General features: G+C 46.5%; 13 protein-coding genes. 11 read left to right on the top strand and 2 right to left on the bottom strand.

The window, feature by feature from the left end; all coding sequences use genetic code 11:
* Positions 1-138 precede the first annotated feature (138 nt).
* The 5 genes from peaA (at position 139) to H4O21_RS12165 (ending at position 7,476) form a co-directional block, all read left to right on the top strand.
* A complete protein-coding gene (peaA, locus tag H4O21_RS12185) occupies positions 139-1,794 on the top strand; it encodes a quinohemoprotein amine dehydrogenase subunit alpha (protein ID WP_255487286.1) in 1,656 nt (551 codons plus the stop codon).
* 110 nt (positions 1,795-1,904) lie between these two features.
* Positions 1,905-3,338 (top strand): quinohemoprotein amine dehydrogenase maturation protein, encoded by a 1,434-nt coding sequence (gene peaB / locus H4O21_RS12180; protein ID WP_182809144.1) that lies wholly within the window; start codon positions 1,905-1,907, stop codon positions 3,336-3,338.
* Between the two features lie 2 nt (positions 3,339-3,340).
* A complete protein-coding gene (qhpC, locus tag H4O21_RS12175; protein WP_182809143.1) occupies positions 3,341-3,667 on the top strand; it encodes a quinohemoprotein amine dehydrogenase subunit gamma in 327 nt (108 codons plus the stop codon).
* A 24-nt stretch (positions 3,668-3,691) separates the two neighbouring features.
* Positions 3,692-4,855, top strand: a complete 1,164-nt coding sequence (gene peaD, locus H4O21_RS12170; RefSeq protein ID WP_255487285.1) for a quinohemoprotein amine dehydrogenase subunit beta — start codon at positions 3,692-3,694, stop codon at positions 4,853-4,855.
* A gap of 542 nt (positions 4,856-5,397) precedes the next feature.
* Positions 5,398-7,476 (top strand): sigma-54-dependent Fis family transcriptional regulator, encoded by a 2,079-nt coding sequence (locus H4O21_RS12165; protein WP_182809142.1) that lies wholly within the window; start codon positions 5,398-5,400, stop codon positions 7,474-7,476.
* Between the two features lie 21 nt (positions 7,477-7,497).
* Here the strand turns inward: H4O21_RS12165 and H4O21_RS12160 are convergent, their stop codons facing one another.
* On the bottom strand, positions 7,498-9,303 hold the full coding sequence (locus tag H4O21_RS12160; RefSeq protein ID WP_182809141.1) for a winged helix-turn-helix domain-containing protein: 1,806 nt from the start codon (positions 9,301-9,303) through the stop codon (positions 7,498-7,500).
* A gap of 277 nt (positions 9,304-9,580) precedes the next feature.
* On the opposite strand from H4O21_RS12160, the gene H4O21_RS12155 reads away from it, so the two are divergent.
* Together H4O21_RS12155 and H4O21_RS12150 are read left to right on the top strand one after the other, a co-directional pair.
* Positions 9,581-10,384 (top strand): alpha/beta fold hydrolase, encoded by an 804-nt coding sequence (locus H4O21_RS12155; protein WP_182809140.1) that lies wholly within the window; start codon positions 9,581-9,583, stop codon positions 10,382-10,384.
* Between the two features lie 147 nt (positions 10,385-10,531).
* Positions 10,532-10,981, top strand: a complete 450-nt coding sequence (locus H4O21_RS12150; protein ID WP_182809139.1) for a hypothetical protein — start codon at positions 10,532-10,534, stop codon at positions 10,979-10,981.
* On the opposite strand, the gene H4O21_RS12145 is transcribed toward H4O21_RS12150, so the two are convergent.
* Positions 10,882-11,358 carry a peroxiredoxin gene (locus tag H4O21_RS12145; protein ID WP_182809138.1) on the bottom strand — a complete coding sequence of 159 codons (477 nt, stop codon included), beginning with the start codon at positions 11,356-11,358 and terminating at the stop codon, positions 10,882-10,884. The genes H4O21_RS12150 and H4O21_RS12145 overlap by 100 nt on opposite strands.
* 356 nt (positions 11,359-11,714) lie before the next feature.
* Between H4O21_RS12145 and H4O21_RS12140 the strand changes: the two genes are divergently transcribed.
* The 4 genes from H4O21_RS12140 (at position 11,715) to H4O21_RS12125 (ending at position 18,046) form a co-directional block, all read left to right on the top strand.
* Positions 11,715-14,852: a response regulator gene (locus H4O21_RS12140; protein WP_182809137.1), complete on the top strand. Its 3,138-nt coding sequence runs from the start codon at positions 11,715-11,717 to the stop codon at positions 14,850-14,852.
* A gap of 297 nt (positions 14,853-15,149) precedes the next feature.
* On the top strand, positions 15,150-16,967 hold the full coding sequence (locus H4O21_RS12135) for a diguanylate cyclase (RefSeq protein WP_220495638.1): 1,818 nt from the start codon (positions 15,150-15,152) through the stop codon (positions 16,965-16,967).
* 500 nt (positions 16,968-17,467) lie between these two features.
* The gene (locus H4O21_RS12130; protein ID WP_182809135.1) at positions 17,468-17,674 is read left to right on the top strand and encodes a cold-shock protein; all 207 of its coding nucleotides are present in this window, start codon (positions 17,468-17,470) and stop codon (positions 17,672-17,674) included.
* A 144-nt stretch (positions 17,675-17,818) separates the two neighbouring features.
* Positions 17,819-18,046 (top strand): hypothetical protein, encoded by a 228-nt coding sequence (locus H4O21_RS12125; protein WP_182809134.1) that lies wholly within the window; start codon positions 17,819-17,821, stop codon positions 18,044-18,046.
* Positions 18,047-18,099: the final 53 nt, after the last annotated feature.

Genomic DNA, 18,099 nt, shown 5'->3' with positions numbered 1-18,099 from the left:
GTATCGTTTTTTACTCATCTGTCTGAAATATATAGAAATTACCATTGTGGCACAGGCCATGCTCATGAGTTCTGTGGGTTAGAACACAACGAGTCTTCGCTCGTGGACAAAATAAACAATAAAAGGAGTCTGGCCTTGATGAAATTTCCGAAGTTATCTCGCCTGAACCTTCTGCTCAGGAAAACGCCTCTTGCAGCTGGCATTGCTGCTTGTGGTATGACATGGGCAGGTGTCGCTAACAGTGCTTCCGATGCACTGACCGAAAAAGCAGAGAGCATTATTCGCTCTAACTGTCTGGCCTGCCATAGCGAACAGCAGGCAGAACCCGCGCAATTCAGTCGTATCAGTCACCAGCGTAAAACCCCTGAAGGCTGGCTGATGACGATTGCCCGGATGCAGATTATGCATGGATTACAGATCAGTAATGAAGATCGCCGTACTCTGGTTAAATATCTGTCTGATAAACAGGGGCTGGCTCCTGAAGAAACAGCGGGCAGCCGTTATGCCATGGAACGTCGTCTGAATACCATGGAGAGTTTTGATTCAGCGGAATTTGCTGAGATGTGCGCCCGTTGTCACTCGGGTGCCCGTGTGGCTTTGCAGCGTCGTCCTGCTGGTGAATGGGAACATCTGGTGCATTTCCATCTGGGGCAATGGCCGTCTCTTGAGTATCAGGCCTTATCCCGTGACAGAGAATGGTTTGAGCTGGCTCTGAATAATATGGTGCCTGCACTGGCGAAGGATTATCCGTTGAAATCCCAGAGCTGGCAGCAATGGCAACAAACTGATAAACCTGAACTGGGCGGTAGCTGGAGTTTTGCCGGACAGATGCCGGGTAAAGGCGATGTTCATGGCCAGATGCAGATTACTTCTGCCGGAAATGATGAGTATCAGGTCAGAATTACTGGCCAGTATGCCGATGGATCACCTTTGAAAGGTAAGGGCAGCGCCATTGTTTACACCGGTTACGAGTGGCGTGCCAACCTGACCTTTGAAGGTGTGGGGCAGGAAAAAATCAAAATGCGCCAGGTGTTTGCGGCTTCCAAAGAGGGAGATCAGCTGACTGGCAGAATGTTTGCCGCTGTGCATGATGAAATGGGTATGGATTTCTCTGCGGTTCGCCAGCAAAGCCAGCCTGATCTGATCGCGGTTCAGCCTGCTTATATTAAAGCCGGTACGCGTCAGACCATTACTCTGGTGGGGAATAATCTGGGCACAGATGTTTCTCTGGGCGAAGGGGTGTCGGTTGAGAAAGTGGTACTCCGGGATGCCAACAAGCTGGTTCTTCAGGTCCGCGCCGCTAAAGACTCTGAACCTGGTGCTCGTCAGGTGACTGTAGGCCAGGCCGGTGGTGCATCGTTGACCGTTTATGACCGCATCAGCTCTGTCAAAGTGGTTCCTGAATATTCGGTGGCCCGTGTGGGTGGTAATGGCGGTTCAACGCCGAAATATAATGCTCATTTCCAGGCCGAAGCCTGGGCCAGTGGTGCTGATGGTAAACCCGGTACCGCGGATGATCTGCGCATTGGTTATGTCCCGGCTAAATGGCATGTTGAGCCATTTGATGCGCAGGCGAAAGCAGATAATGATGTCCACTTTACTGGCCGCATGAACGCCAGCACAGGCATGTTTACTACCGCATCTGCCGGGCCTAATCCTGAACGTCGTATGTCCACGAATAATGCGGGTAACCTGAAAGTGGTTGCCAGTGTTAAAGACGGAGGGCAAAAACTGACGGGTGATGGCCAGTTAATTGTCACCGTTCAGCGCTGGAATAACCCACCGCTGCCATAGGCTGATTTAAATCTGAATATCTGAACAATCTCACGGCGCACCTGATTCTCTCAGAGTATCTGACAGTGCTGTTACCCGTGAGCCCGAAAACAGAACAGAGGAGTCAGCTTATGGGTGCTCAACTCAGACTGGTTGAACAGAACCTGCATCTGGTGGATGTGGACAGTAAATCCCTGCTGTTTCATATCCCTACCAGCAGTCTGTTTGAACTGGATGACCTGACCGAACGTCTGATCCATGAACTACGCCAGACACCGGATTTAACCGCAACTATGCTGGTTACCCGGCTGGCAGAGACATTTCCTGAACATCAGGTACAGGAAGTGATTCGTGAAATGCTGTCACTGGAGCTGATCAGTGATGGTTCAAAAGCATTAACCCGCGAAATTGCGGTTAGCCAGATCAATGAATTTCCATTGAACACTCTGGTGCTGAACGTGAACACCGGTTGCAACCTCAGTTGCAGCTATTGCTATAAAGAAGATCTGGATAAACCATCTGCCGGGCGAAAGATGTCGCTGGAAACAGCGAAGCAGTCTATCGAAATGTTACTACAGGAGTCACCGGATGAAGCACGCTATAACCTGGTGTTCTTTGGTGGAGAGCCCTTGTCTAACTTTGGCCTGATTGTGGATGTGGTGAACTATGCGGAACGCCGTTTCGCACAGTTTGGCAAACCGGTGGATTTTACCATGACCACCAATGCCACTTTATTAACAGAGGAGATTGTTGATTGGCTGGCGGTTCACCGTTTTGGTCTGTCAGTCAGCATGGATGGCCCGAAAGCGATTCATGATAAGAACCGGATCACGGTCGGAGGGCAGGGGACCTACGATGTGGTGAGTCGTAAAGCCCGTATGTTGCTGGAACGTTATTCGCAGCGCCCTATTGGTGCCCGTGTCACATTGACCCGCGGCATTACTGATATCGAACGCATCTGGCAGCATCTGTTTCAGGATATGGGGTTTGCTGAAGTGGGGTTTGCCCCGGTGACATCCGGGGATATTGCTTCGTTTAACCTGACTCAGCAGGAGCTGGCCGATGTTTTTGCCGGTATGAAACGACTGGGTGAGTATTATCTGACAGAAGCATTGCAACACAGAAATATCGGCTTTTCCAATATGCACCAGCTGATTACCGATCTGCATGAAGGTAATAAAAAAGCCCTGCCATGCGGTGCCGGAGTCGCCATGCTGGCGGTTGATCACAAAGGTGAACTGAATCTTTGTCATCGTTTTACCGGCTCAGATCTGAATACCTTTGGTGATGTGCATCAGGGACCGGACAAACCCGCATTGTCTGCATTTCTTGAACAGCGACTGGATCGTTCAGATAAGGGCTGTGCCAGCTGTTCTATTCGCAATCTCTGTTCCGGAGGTTGTTACCACGAAAGCTATGCCCGTTATGAAGACCCTGCTCAACCCACCTGGCATTACTGTGAACTGATGCGGGACTGGGTGGATTTCGGTATCCGTGTTTACAGTCAGATCATGGCCGAAAATCCGGCATTTATTGACGACTATATTTCGCCTCGGAGGGCTTAACCATGAAACATCTTAAACCTGTTAATAATAAGGCCCGCTTGCTGAGTAAAGTTGCCGATGAGGACCAGATTGAAGAAGTCGTTGCCATGCAGTCTCTGGCGGGATGTACCGCAACAACCGATCCGGGCTGGGAGATTGATGCCTTTGGTTCAGTGACATCCTTGTGTCAGCCGATGGAGTCTGATCTTTACGGGTGTGCTGATCCGTGTTGGTGGCCAGCTCAGGTGCCGGACATGATGAACACTTATCCGAACTGGAATGAGAAAGCGACCAATTCAGGTGAGAACTGGCGTAACCTGGGTTCTGTTTTTCCGGCAGATAAAGAGTAATTAAGGCAGAGAAAGGAGATCACAATGCATAATAAAAAGTATTCTCGCCTGAATGTTAAAACGACCCTGGCTTTACTGGTCATGGGAATCACGGGCTATTCCGGTCATGCTATGGCGATTAACGGTCTGGCATCGGTCAATAAAGATAAAACGCTGGAATCCGGCCATGAGTATATGGTGGTAGCGAATTATCCGAACCAGCTGAATGTACTGGATCTGAAAAATGACAGTGTTTATAAAACCTGTCAGATGCCGGATCGTTTCGGCCCCGGAGCGCTGCAGATGGCGCCGGATAAGAAAACCGCTTATATCCTGAATAATGGCTATGAAGATATTTATGGCGTTAATCTGGATAACTGCGAAGTTACCTTCCATGCCCGCATGGCGCAACAGCCGAAGGAACGGACTAAAACGCTGTATGCCTTTACGCTCAGTTATGATGGTAAAGAGTTGTATGCGGTGCAGAATCCGACTCTGCTGGAAAGGGATCACTATCGGGTTCAGCCAACCCGGCTGGCGGTATACGATACGTCATCCGGTCTGAACGCCAAACCGATTCGTACTCTGCCGTCTCCACGCCTGGTAACGGCTATGCAGACAGGTAAAGATGGTGGCCTGTATATGGCCGGTGCCGATATCTACAAAATGGATGTTAATACCGGTGAGTACAGTGTGGCAGTGCCCAGCCGGAACTGGAAACGTCCACGCTATGTACAACCGGATGTACTGAATGTCTGGGCGGTACAGACGCCGACACAGGATTTCACCATTTTGTACACGACAGCACGTTTTCAGGAAGGATCAGAAGATCTGAACACAGCGGACTGGTTATATGGTTACTTCAACATCAACCTGGAAACCGGCCAGACGGAAACAAAAGATTTCGGGCCAATTACCGAGATCTATTTCACCGGAACCCGCTCGCCGAAGGATTCTAACATCATGTACGGTGTGCTGAATCGGCTGGCAAAATACGATATTGAGCAACAGAAACTGATTAAAGCCGCTGAGCTGGATCACTCTTACTACTGTCTGACCGTGAACAATGATGGCAGTAAGCTTTATCTGGCTGGTACCTTCAATCATGTTGCTGTATTTGATGCCGATACTCTGGAGCGTCTGGATACCATCACTCTGCCAGGAGGTGATATGTCGACCACAACGGCTCAGGTATTTATCCATAACTGATACCTGAACCGGATCTGAGTTAACAGAACCGGAGTAATATGCCTGATACAGCTGTTTTCGGCTATTCAGAAGATTTATGCTCCGGTACTGGTTTTATGTTACCACTCCCTGGCTTTTGAGCTTTCTTGTTCTCTGTCTTACTCCGGGTGTTCACTCAGCCTGCGCCCGGAGCTTTTTTACCCCGGCATCCCGACAAAACCGCTTCTCCGGCAACCGCCTCTGTGCGTGAAAACATGTAATACCTGATAACTAATTTTTACCCTGATGGTTGAAATATCAAGTCAGGTCAGGTAATCCTTAATGACCTGCCGATGACTCATATTCATAAATATCGGTCCGGTCTGAAAATAAAAATAACAGCGTTACAAAAATAAAAAGTGTCGCAGAATAATCGGCAACATCTATGACAGGTTTTCCTGAATATTCTGACTATCCGATCTGAGTTGAACTGCGTTGGCATCGGTCGATGTCTGACGGCTTCTATGCTTGCAGGCTGCTAAAGGACATTTTTTGTAACATCCGGTTTGAGGAATTCATCTGTCATGAACCCTATTGCTGATAATTCGGATCGCTCTATCGATCTGGCCAGACAACACTTACTTCGTGACGGTCAGGTCTCCCGACAATTTTTACGTTCAGAAATTGCGCATTCATGGCAGCGAAGTGTGGACGCCGGGTTAAGCTGTGCATCGCCTCTTGAACCTGAGAACCTGTCCCAATCCAGTCTGAATGATCTTAAAGAGCAGCACCGGCCCCTGATTGAGGCTGCTCATCCAGAGATAAAACAGCTGGCTGAGTATTTTTCATCCGTCGGTGGGTTAGTGATGCTGGCCGATGCGGATGCGACTATTTTGTCTGTAACTGGTGATAAAAGGCATCTGGATAGTCAGACCCGTTATGCCCTGGCCGAAGGGGCCAGCTGGTGTGAAGAGATCAGAGGCACCAATGCGTTAGGCACAGCGGTTATTGATCGCTCTGCCGTGATGATTAATGGTAACGAGCACTTTCTGGATAGTGTGGGCTATCTGTCCTGCTGTTCGGCTCCGGTCACTAATGCGGAAGGCGAAGTAATCGGGGTACTGGATCTGACTTCACTGGTGGATAATCAAAAACTCCCCCCTAATCTCAGTCTGGTGCGACAAGGCGTCAGGGCGATTGAGAATCGGATGTTCAGCAGTCGGTTCCGGCAACAGGTTATTCTGAGCGTCCATTCACGACCTGAATATCTGCGTTCCTCTTGGCAGGGTATGATCGCACTGGATCTGGATGGTATTATCCGTGCCGCTAATGATCAGTTGTGTCAGTTGTTACAACGCAACCGGAAAGAACTGACAGGCCGGTCTCTGGAACGGATTTTTGGCATCCGGCCAGAACAACTGCTGAATGATATTCGACGTAAAGGTCGCGGTGTGCTCAGAGGACTGTCGGGGGATTTCTGTTGTGAGCTGTTGCACTTCCCTGATAATCAGCCGTTAATTCTGCCTGAAAACAGACCTGCCCGTGAAACAAAGCATCGAAAGGCAGACGCTGGTCATAAACAGAGTGATGAACTCCACTCACCAAATAAGGCACTTCCCGAGTTATCGGAGTTTGCAGGTCAGGAACCATCACTGATTAAAGGCGTAAGGATGGGGAGCAGGGCGCTGGCACATGAACTGCCAGTCCTGATTCAGGGAGAAACCGGTACAGGAAAAGAAGTGATTGCGCGGGCTTTGCGTAATGATAGCCGAAGACGTCATCAGCCCTTTGTTGCTGTCAATTGTGCGGCAATTCCTGAAGGCCTGATTGAGTCGGAGCTATTTGGTTATCAGGAAGGGGCGTTTACCGGGTCTCGAAAAGGCGGTATGACAGGCCGTTTGCAACAAGCCAATGGCGGTACTCTGTTTCTGGATGAAATCGGTGATATGCCATTAGCGTTACAGGCACGCTTGTTAAGAGTACTTCAAGAGAGAACGATTGCGCCATTAGGCGCTGGTCAGGAAATCGCATTAGATATTGCAGTAATTTGTGCATCTCATCGGGATCTGAAGCAACGGGTTGCTGAAGGGCTGTTCCGGGAGGATCTGTATTATCGCCTTAATGGTGTCTGTATACGTTTACCTGCATTTCGAAATCGGGCTGACAAAGCATCCTTTATCCGTGGCTTCCTGAGACAGTTAACTCCGGATGGTCAGGATATTTCGCTGGACCCTGAATTACTTCATCAGTTACTGATTTATCCCTGGCCTGGAAATATCCGTCAGCTTGAAACGACCCTGCGTGTAGCGATTGCTTTTATGGAGCCGGATGAAAGTACTATTACGACAGAGCATTTGAGTGATGATTTCCTGGATGAACTGAGTTCGCGAACCGCTGGCACAGATAAGTCTTCCTCAGAAACGGCCGTAGTACAGTATGCTGATATCACACAGACTACAGGTTTATCCTCCAAAGCAGCTGAAAAAGAGTATGAGAGGGCAAGCCGTTACCATCAGTCAGATCTTAAAGCCGGAGAAGAGGGGGTCATACGCCAGGCTCTGATGCATCATGAAGGAAATATATCTGCTTCAGCCAGAAGTCTGGGTATCAGTCGTGCGACACTATACAGAAAAATGCGTCAGTATGATTTGATGCGCTCCTGAGCGGAATGTAATAACGTGGCGTCAGTTTACCCCGTTCTCTGGCGCATTTGTGATTGGTGTCTGTAAGACAGTTGCCTGAAAGTGCTGAATTTCCAGCTGCAGCTGCCCGGCTTTTAACTGTTCTGCTAATGCCAGAGCGGTTTTCAGATCCTGTTTAACTGTTTCTGGAAGGCTATCGTTATAGCTGACCTGCTCTGCGGTTAACCTGGCTCTCAGGAAACGAATCAACGCTTGTTCATAGGGTTGCTGGAGTTTTTTAGCGTATTCCAGTGACTGGGTCAGGTAGTGTATCCGTGCCTCAATGGGCCGGTTGTTGTCCGAGCCCATAATCAGAAAACCTATCATCAACGCGGGTGTTTGCCCGAGTACGCTAAGATGGCGTAAAGATTCTTCAGATACAGCATGCTGTCCGGCTGCATCAGTGCTGAAATCCATTAGCTCTGGCAACAGGTTGTTCTCATACCAGAAAGAATTGACCAGGTCTTGTGATAGAGCAGAGGTACGATAGTTATTAAGTCGTTGCAACTGCTGTTGTATCTGTTGCCTTAGTTGCTCAGCTTTTATTATTTCTCCTGAACGGAGCCAGAGCTGGCTCAGCCATAATTTAACAAAATCTTTCAGAGCCGGATCTTCAATCCTGTTATTCAGTCCGGTGAGTGTCTGTTCTGCACGATCATACTCTCCTAACAGAATCATACATACGGCCAGATAAGCTTCAGACCAGAGGTGATTCGGATCAATCTGCGTCGATGCGGCAAAATAGTGTTGAGCCAGAGCCGGACCAGTCAGCTGTAATGCCTGCACACCTCGAGCATAGTCGTGCATGGCACTGGGTTTATAGTGATATTCTGGCAGTTTGGCCGGGGCTGGATCAGGAATAAGCTGCTGATAGAGGTGGCGTGCGATGTCCGGCATCGAGACGGCTAAATCATTGTGGCTCAGTGAGCCGGTTTGTTCTGCAAGAGATTGGCTGACAATTCTGTAATCCAGCAACTGAGTGTGTTTCTCCAGACGAATCCGGGCCACTATAAGGCTGTTGACCTGATGTGCAGACAATATCTGCTTTAAAACTGCACCATCAGCGTTGTACAGATCATCATCCTGCAGTGATGGTTGGCTGGCCAGCAGACGTGCACTCTGGGCCGGGGTATAGATCTGAAGTGACGGGATGCTCATCAGATCGCTTGCCAGCATGTCACTCAGCCCATACTCAACCCACTGCATTGATGTGGTATGTGTGCTGTTTTTAAAGGGTAGTATCAGTACTTTCCGGGTGGCTGGAGATTCCTGTTTCTGAGTCTGTGATTCTGATGAACCGATCAGACCTGGTGAATAGTGCATGACCAGCAGCAGGGATAGCAGCAGCATCACACCGGTTGCGATAACTGTGGTGTATCTGTATCCGGGACGGACTGAAGGGGCGTCTTTTTGTGCTACGGTCTCTGAGGATAAGGACGTTGTCTCCGAGGAGAAGGCTGTTACATTCTGCTCATTGCTCTTTGTCGCGGAGATATCATCAGAGTCTGTCTGAACCGGGCAGATCCATTGATAGCCCTGCTGAGGTATTGTGCGGATATAGCGGGGAGCGGAAGCGGAGTCTCCCAGTGCTTTTCTTAATTCCAGTATGCTTTGTGCCAGTGAACGTTCCCGGTACTCGCCATGCTGCCAGATCTCTCGTAACAACTCTTCTTTGCTGACTGCTCTATCACGATGAGCCAGCAGATAACGGAGTAACTGAATCAGTTTCTGACGCAGGTATATCTCTTCATTCTGGTGCGTGAGCCGGTTAACGTCCGGATCGAAGCAAAACTGATTAAATCGCAACATAGTTCAGTCATTCACCAATCGGTGTTTGCAAAAAAGTTGCTCAATAAACCCTGTTTTATGAAAGGTTTACACTCCTAGCAACATACTGATTTTAAAGTGATTTGATAAAATTTGATATCGTTTTTATCTGAGTTGATCTGCGATATGACACCTTTTTAACTTATTTGCGTTGCTTCAAATCCAGCGGAAAACCGATGCTGTATGCAGTTCGATACCAGAGACGAATTGAGTCGCAGGTATCTTTTTTGTCAGCTTAATCTTTTCCGTGAGGATGAATATGAGCACTCGTTTTAAAACACTGTTATCCGGTATGACGCTATCTTTTGCTATGACTGGAACGTCTATAGCCGCTCAGCCTGCACCTGAAGTTATCTTTGTTCATGGGGCACATTTTACCGCGCAATCCTGGGCTGCATTACAGAACCGACTGGATGGACAGATCAGCAGTCATGCTGTTGAACTGCCCGGTCGCAATGATCAGCTAAAACCTTCTGCAGTCTCTCTGGATATTTCTGCCGCATCTTTATGTCAGTTTATGGCTAAGATTTCAGGCGATAAAATGCTGGTGGCGCACAGTCAGGGAGGCGCTATTGTAAATGCGTCGCTGGGACTGTGTCCGGGAGAAACCATCACCGATATTGTTTATATCACGGCAGTGGCGCCTTTAAACAAAACCAAAGTTTTTTCTCTGTTATCTGAGAAGGATGATGAATATTACTACTCCGGTGTGAAATATAATGAATCTTCAGATCTGCTGGAAATTTCTGATCAAGATAATTTTGTCGCCACTTTTGCTCAGGATGCCACGGCTTCGCAGAAAAAAGCCTTGCTTGAAGTGGCGGTGAATGAGCCGGGTTCGGTAGGGGCCAGTAAAGTAAAGCTGAATGAAGATCGGTTTAATCAGATCGATAAGTATTATGTCTACGCGAAAGAGGACAAAATTATCTCTTTTGAGTCTCAGAAAAAAATTGCTGCGACTCTGGATCTGAAAAATTCTTATGAGATTGATAGCGGGCACCTGCCTATGCTGACCAGAGTGAATCAGCTGGCCGATATCCTGCTCAATATCTACGGGAGATAATTTTCTGTTTGTTGTCACTTTTTAACTTAGCAGTAATCTCTCTGAATTAATCTTGAGCAGCAGAAAAAGCGTGCGAAAGAGCTGTTAAAGCAGATACACAATGTTGAGCCGGAAGGAATTGAGCGTTTCAGGCAGCATCCCAGATCTTTGCCGTTACTGAGTCATTCTGCCGGGGATATTCAGTTGGCCCATTGCCAGCTGGTTATTGCCAGAGAAAATGGTTTTGATAGCTGGCCTGAGATGAAAAAACATATTGATCATCTGTCCGTAATTGCCCGCCTGACAAAAGATCGCTCTGACAATGGGGCAGAGCAGATTGCTCTTGACCAGCCGGATACTCTGCATATTCGCTGTGGCAGCGATATTAAGCATAGCCTTGAGCTAGCCGGTTTCAGCGGACAGTTTCTGGAGTTCAGTCAGAGACTATCCGGCTCCTATTGGATGGAGCCGGATAATGTTGATGGTTTAAAGCGAGTGTTTATCACTGCTGAGACAGATTACAGCAAAGACAGTATGGTGTCAGCACTACTCTTATCAACGCCTTTTTCGTCGATATTCAGAGTTTGCACGGTGCCATCTTCAATAATCATGGCATAGCGCTGGGAGCGTACACCAAACTGAACGCCGGTCAGGTCTTTTTCCAGGCCAACGGCTTTCGTGAACTCCGCAATGCCATCTGCCAGCATAATGATCTCTTCAGCATTCTGATCTTTTCCCCAGGCGTCCATCACAAAAGCGTCGTTAACGGACAGACAGATGATGCTATCAACGCCTTTGGCTTTAATCTTATCTGCGTTCACCACAAAACCTGGCAGATGTGTCATAGAGCAACCGGGAGTGAAAGCACCCGGAACGGCAAATAGGACTACTTTTTTGCCTGCGGTCAGCTCAGCCGTAGTGACAGACTCTGGACCGTTTTTTCCCATCACTTTTAATTCGATATCAGGAATTTTTTTACCGATCTGGATAGTCATTGAATACCTCTGAAAATATTGCAAGTGTGTATACCTGAGCAAAAGTATTGCGCCTGTCTGTCGTTACAACGATGGCAGTTTCTTACACAGAAACTTTTGTTCGGGTGCTTAACCGTTTGAATAATAAGTAAAGCTCTGTCTGATAATAGATAAAAACAGTGTGTTTGTCTGGTGGTTTTGTTTAGCGAAATTAAACAGAGCAGATACTTTTTCAGGGTTTAACTTTATTATTAGAATACCCTTTCTTTTTTGGTGCAGGTGCTTATTCAGCAGCATGATGCTGAATAGAACTGAACATTAAAGGGCTATAATTCAGTATCATAAAACATCTGAACCATATGATTAAGGAGATAGATATGGGGTTTCGTTTGCGTCTGATTCTGAGTTTACTACTGATAGAAGGCGCTATCGGTGGGACTTTGTATTATCTGCAGAACCGGGCGTTGACAGAGGCTGCTATGGAGAAAATCCAGGACCACTATCAGAATCATTTTTTGTTTCTGGATAGCCTGCTGAAGTCCCATAGTCAGATGGGGGAGCTGACCCAGCCGATGATACGGCTGAACATGGCGCTGACTCATCTCACTCAGGGGGTTAATGATCTGGCTTATGTCCGTATACGCTCGATCAATGAGAGGCAAGCCCACCATGTTTTGCTGGAGTCCCGTGCCAGTTATTTTAATAGCCCGTTTAAAGAAGATGCTTATCTGGATCTTAGCAAACCTTATTATTGTGTGACAAATCAGCTATATCTTGGAGATAAGGCATACTGGCTGGATATCGCTCTGAATCTTAAACCAACCGTTAAATCCCTTAAATCCAGCGATCAGGGCTATCTGTACACCACTTTGGGATTGCTGGTAGCGGTGGCTCTGGTTGGCGCGGGGTTATTTCGTAATTATGGCAGAGGAATAGCCGAACTCAACCACGCGGTTGATGCGATAGAAAAAGGCAAACTGGGTTATGAGATTGGTGACAGCCAGCATCTGGCAGAGCTGGAGCCAACTGCCAGAGCCTTTAACCATATGTCGAAGCGATTGGCGCTGACCGTAACAGAGCAGGAAAAACTGTACAAAGATCTGCTTAAAAAGGATCGGAGGCTGGAGCTTATTCTGAACAGTACCGATGAAGCGATCCTTGGACTGAATTCCGCTAAAGAAGTCTGCGTCGTTAATACAGCTGCAATTCGTTTACTCGAAGTTGATCAGGCCAGTGAAATAGATGTGCAGCATATGCTGCCGTCGGAAGCCAGAAAAGGGTTGGAAGCGCTGTATCAGAGCCAGCAGCCATTTCATCTGGATGATGTCTGTGTACTCAATGCAATGGATTGCTTTATTCCGGTTGAGATCAGAGGCTCTCAGATTGGTTTGCAGGAAGAAACCTTTACCATCCTGTCATTGCGTAATCTGTCTCTGGAGAAGCGCATTCGCAAAGAAGTGGAGCAGCAGAACTCATTAAAAGCCGCGTTGATGGATGCCAGTCTGGATGGGATTTTACTGATGGATACCCGAGGTAATACTCTGAGCTATAACCTGAGCATGTTTAATCTGTGTCACAGAGTATTACCGCAGGGTACAGAAATCAGTGTACTGGATCTGTTAGGCGTCGATAAACGAGTGAACCTTAACCCTATTGAGTTACTTGAAGAGCAATCAAAAATTAATACCGGATTACATTATCTGGTCATGACTGATCTGAAAGGAGGACTCATCCACACCGAATACAATATTCAGGCATTTGATGCCGACGGCCAGTTGTATTACACCCTGGTCGTGACCGATATTACCGATAAAGTCCGCAGTCGTGAAAAACTCGAGCATGCTATGGAACAAGCCGATGCGGCCAATGTGGCAAAATCCCAGTTCCTGGCCGCCATGAGTCATGAGATCAGAACGCCTTTGAACGGTATCCAGGGCTCTATTTCTCTGATGGAAAATACCCCGTTGAATGAGCGACAAATTGAGTTGATGAAGACAGCGTCTGTCAGTAGTGATGCGTTGATGCAGCTGATTAATGAAATTCTGGATTTTGCCAAAATAGAAGCCGGTAAAATGGAGCTGGAAGAATCGGAGATAAGTCTGCAAAACCTGGCGGATGAAGCCGCTATGATTATTGCCTCTAAAACGAAAGAAAAGCAGTTGCTGTTTAATATTACGGTTGACCCGACAATTGATCGCTGTGTCATTGCTGATGCGGGACGTTTACGTCAGATCTGGCTGAATCTGCTCAGTAATGCCGTTAAATTCACTGAGCAGGGGGGGATCAGTATGAGTATTACGCGTCTATCGGATACCGATGTGTCATCCCGGTTAAAGCTCAGAGTGCTGATCGAAGATACCGGAATGGGGATTGCCATTGATGATCAGGCCCTGCTGTTTAATGAATTTACTCAGGTGAATCAGACCGATTCCAGAAAATTCGGCGGTTCGGGGCTGGGGCTGGCTATCAGTCAGAAACTGGCTGAGATGATGAATGGCTATATTGTTTTTGCCAGTGAAAAGAATAACGGCAGTACTTTTGCGGTGTATCTGACCTTACCACAAACCTCTACTCTGGTGAGTGAGCTTGAACCGGACACGGTTCATGAGCAATCGTCGTCTTTAAGTCAGCAATATCGGATTCTGCTGGTTGAAGATAGTGTAACCAATCAGCTGATTGCGACCCGGATGCTGGAGTCTCTGGGGCAGCAGGTTGAAATTGCCAATAATGGCCTGGATGCACTGGATGCGATGAAACTCAGGCCGTTTGACCTGATTCTGATGGATCTTCAGATGCCGGAAATGAATGGTTACGAAGCGACAGAGCAGATCCGAAAAATGCCACAGGGTGATGGAGTTCCAATCGTCGCAATGACAGCAAACGTCGTGACCTCAGATAAAGAGCGTTGTTTTGAAATTGGTATGAATGATTTTCTGGCAAAACCGGCGCACTTATCTGAGCTTCAGTCAGTATTGGTGCGTTGGCTTGAGAAAAAGGGGAATGATGTCGTTGATATTCCGCAACAGAGTGCAGAGCAAGAGCAAATGACGGTTCAGAAAAGGATAGTTCAGAGAAAAGGCTCGCCAGAATCTGCAGAACAACCTGCCCGGCAGATCGTTTTAGGTGATAACACGCAGGATTTAGTAGCAGAGTCCATTGAGGATGAAGTGTTTTCTGTCGCGGTACTGAAGCAGATGGAAAATGATATCGGAACAGATCGTTGCATTAAAATGATCGGTATTGTGCTGGATGAAATCACAAAGCGGTCAGAACAGTTATATTGTCACTTTCTTAATGACGAAACGGAGCTGGTTGGCAGACAGGCTCATGCATTAAAAAGTACCAGTGCCAGCTTTGGCTTATTGCAGGTTTCAGCTATCGCGAAGCGAATTGAACATAACTGTAGTGCTGGTGAAACAGAGGCCCTTGCGGATGATGTAATGTCACTGAAACAGGCGATAGTCTCCGGAGCGGATACTTTGCAGGAATATCAGCAATCTATCGGGAGCGTCTGACTCATCTTTACAGTCAGAGATGAAAGAAACCGTTACCCCAGGGAAGGCTTTATATCCAGTGAGAAAAAAGAATCTTAATAAGAAAATATACTGTTTTATATGTGTATCACGCAGTAATTCAGTTCAGGACTGCTGTATTTCTATATAAATGACAGTGAGTTACAGCTATTCGACCTTTGGCTAGGATACATGATGTCACCATTGCTTTAGCGGTTATTTTTCCAAATAATGACAGTCTTTATCCGGTTCGGATGGACCAGATTTTTGCATTATTCTATTTCATCATATGAGGACGTTATGCTGAAATCGCTATATCTGCGCAATTGGCCTATCCTGCCAAAAATACTGCTTACCTCTTTTATCGGGGTATGTATCATCCTTACTGTCACTTTTGCAGTATTTATACCTCATATTGAATCTCGCATCATGTCGGGAAAGAAAGACGCTACCCGCCAGGCAGTTGAGGTTGCTTTTGGTGTGCTGGTTCACTACCAGAGATTAGTGGAAAATCGTGAGTTATCCGCTGAAGAAGCGAAAGATCGCGCTAAAGAGGCGATCAAAGGACTGCGTTATAGCAGCAGGGAATATTTCTGGATTAATGACACTCATCCCCGCATGATTATGCACCCTACTGCTCCCAGACTGAATGGCACAGATCTGAGTGATTTTGCTGACCCCAACGGGACTTTGCTGTTTAAAGAGTTTGTCAGTGTTACTAATGTTTCAGGCTCAGGGTTTATTGGTTATATGTGGCCTAAGCCAGGTGAACAGGCTCCGGTCGAGAAGCTGTCTTACGTTAAGAGTTTTAAACCATGGGGCTGGATTGTAGGCAGCGGTATCTATCTGGATGATGTGCAGAAAGAGATTCTTAATCTGCGTAATCTGGCCATTGCCGGTGGTGTCTTTTTTGCTTTACTCACGATGGCTCTGGCCTGGTGGATAGGGAGTTCTCTTACTAAACGTCTTGAGAGAGTTATTGATGGCCTGAAGGATGTAGCCCAGGGCAAAGGTGATGTGGATCTTCGCAAGCGTATCGCTATCACCTCAATTGATGAAATTGGTGCTCTGTCTACGGAGTTTAACGCACTGATGGAATCCATCAGTGATCTCACCACCTTCCGTAAGGTGATTGAGGAAGATGATGTGATGGAGGATGTTTATTCCCGTCTTTATGATGTTTTCACGGACGATCTTAAGCTGAAATCGCCAGTGATTTTTGAAGTGGATGATATCCATAAGCGTATGAAGCCCGTTTATCCTCTGACGCTGAATGAGGATGACCAGAGTTGTAATCAGGAGATTCTGGATAACTGTAATCTATGCAAGGCGAAACGCACCGGACATGGCATCAGTTCATACGATTTCCCGAAAATCTGTAAACAGTTTATTGATCATGGTAATGCGCATCATGTGTGCATTCCTATGACGATTGGTGGCAGTACCATTGGCGTTGTGCAGTTTAATTTTAACGGTGATGAGGATATCGAAAGCAGTCAGCATGTGGCTGACCAGATAGATAAAGCTTCTCAGTACATTAAGGAAGCCTTACCGGTCATTGAATCTAAACGCTTGACGGCTACTTTACGTGAGTCCGCCTTATGTGATCCTCTCACAGGGCTGCATAACCGTCGTTTCCTGCAGGAATCCGCTACAAATATCTGTTCAGGGGCTTTACGCCGGAATAAAACTATTGGTTTGCTGATGTGTGACCTGGATTATTTCAAACAAGTGAATGATACTCACGGTCATGATGCGGGTGATCTGATACTGGTGGAGACATCAAAAATCCTGAAAAAGAGCGTACGTGATTCTGATCTTATATTCCGCTTTGGCGGGGAAGAGTTTTTCATTATGCTGGTGGATGTGGAGCCTGGAGAAGCGCTCTCTGTTGCTGAGAAAATGTGTAAAACATTTGAAGATCATCAGTTTACTCTGGATACAGGTGAGCGTATTACTAAGACGATCAGTATTGGGGTCAGTGAATTTCCGGGTGATGATGAATCTTTATGGAAAGGCCTGAAATATGCTGATGTTGCCCTGTATCAGGCTAAAGATACAGGACGTAATAAAGCAATGCGCTTTACCAGAGAAATGTGGAAGGATGATCAGTATTAACAGGTTGTAGCCATGATTGCCAGGCCTGCTTGCCTGTACTACTCGCTAAGCTGGAGAGGATTTATTGCCCTTTCCGGCTTTTTATTCTGTTATTTTTTATATGGTGTATGAGACCGGCAACGCTTGCAGACATGGCGAGGAGTAGTTTTCCTCCAGATTAAACTCTAGAGGGTATAAGTATTTGTTTTAAAAGCCTGCTGCTGATGTAAATGCAGAAATAAATTTGCCTGATTTATAGACTATCCGGTTTTGTTTTTATCTGTATTGATCTCTGATTGTCTGTATCGGGCAAACATCAGAACGAAAAATAAATTTTATTGTTTGCTTTTTATAAAAACTCTCTGTAGTCTTTGCGTACTGGCTTTGATTGTAGCCAAAATATTATGCCTGCTTCACGATACGTCCTTTCTAAGTCTCGTCCTGTCATTTCATAATCTTTTTACAGTTAGTCTTAGCCTGAAATCCGCTCTTGCGGTTTATTTATTTTTTTGGAAAAAAACATGTCTAAAACAACTGGCACAGTGAAATGGTTTAACGAAGAGAAAGGTTTTGGTTTTATTGAGCAGCAGGGTGGCCCTGATGTATTCGCTCACTTTAACTCTATCGTGGCTACTGGTTTCAAAACGCTGAAAGAAGGCGATAAGGTTGAATTTCAGATTACACAGGGTAAAAAAGGCCCTCAGGCGGAAGAAATCGTCGTAATCTGATTTGCCTTTATGAGCACAGATTCTCACTGTGCTCATCTCCCTTCTTTTCGTATCTTTTTATCAGAATTGCCTGATCCCATCTGGTTGATTAAATTAATTCGATATCTGAATATATGAAAGGGATAGGGCATAAAGGAATTTTAAATGCTTATTAATATTAGTAATATCCTGAGTGTCAAAAAACACGAAACAAATGGTTATATTCAATGGGTTTGTTTTACTTCTGATCCTGTCAGTCTGAGTAATAAACGTCCATTATGGAAAAAGGCAACTGGCCTGATGTCAGCTATTGATATTATGAGCTGGCTTAAATCTGAATATCCGGAAAGTAATTTATCAGAGAAGTTTTCTGAACTGACGTTATCGGCCTGATTTCACTCTCCTGTTGCATTTTTTCTGAGTTATAAATAGTTATCTGCTCTGGT

Source organism: Oceanospirillum sediminis (genome assembly GCF_014164585.1).
In the GTDB taxonomy this organism is placed as follows: domain Bacteria; phylum Pseudomonadota; class Gammaproteobacteria; order Pseudomonadales; family Halomonadaceae; genus Oceanospirillum; species Oceanospirillum sediminis.
This window is presented reverse-complemented; position numbering and strand designations above follow the sequence as displayed.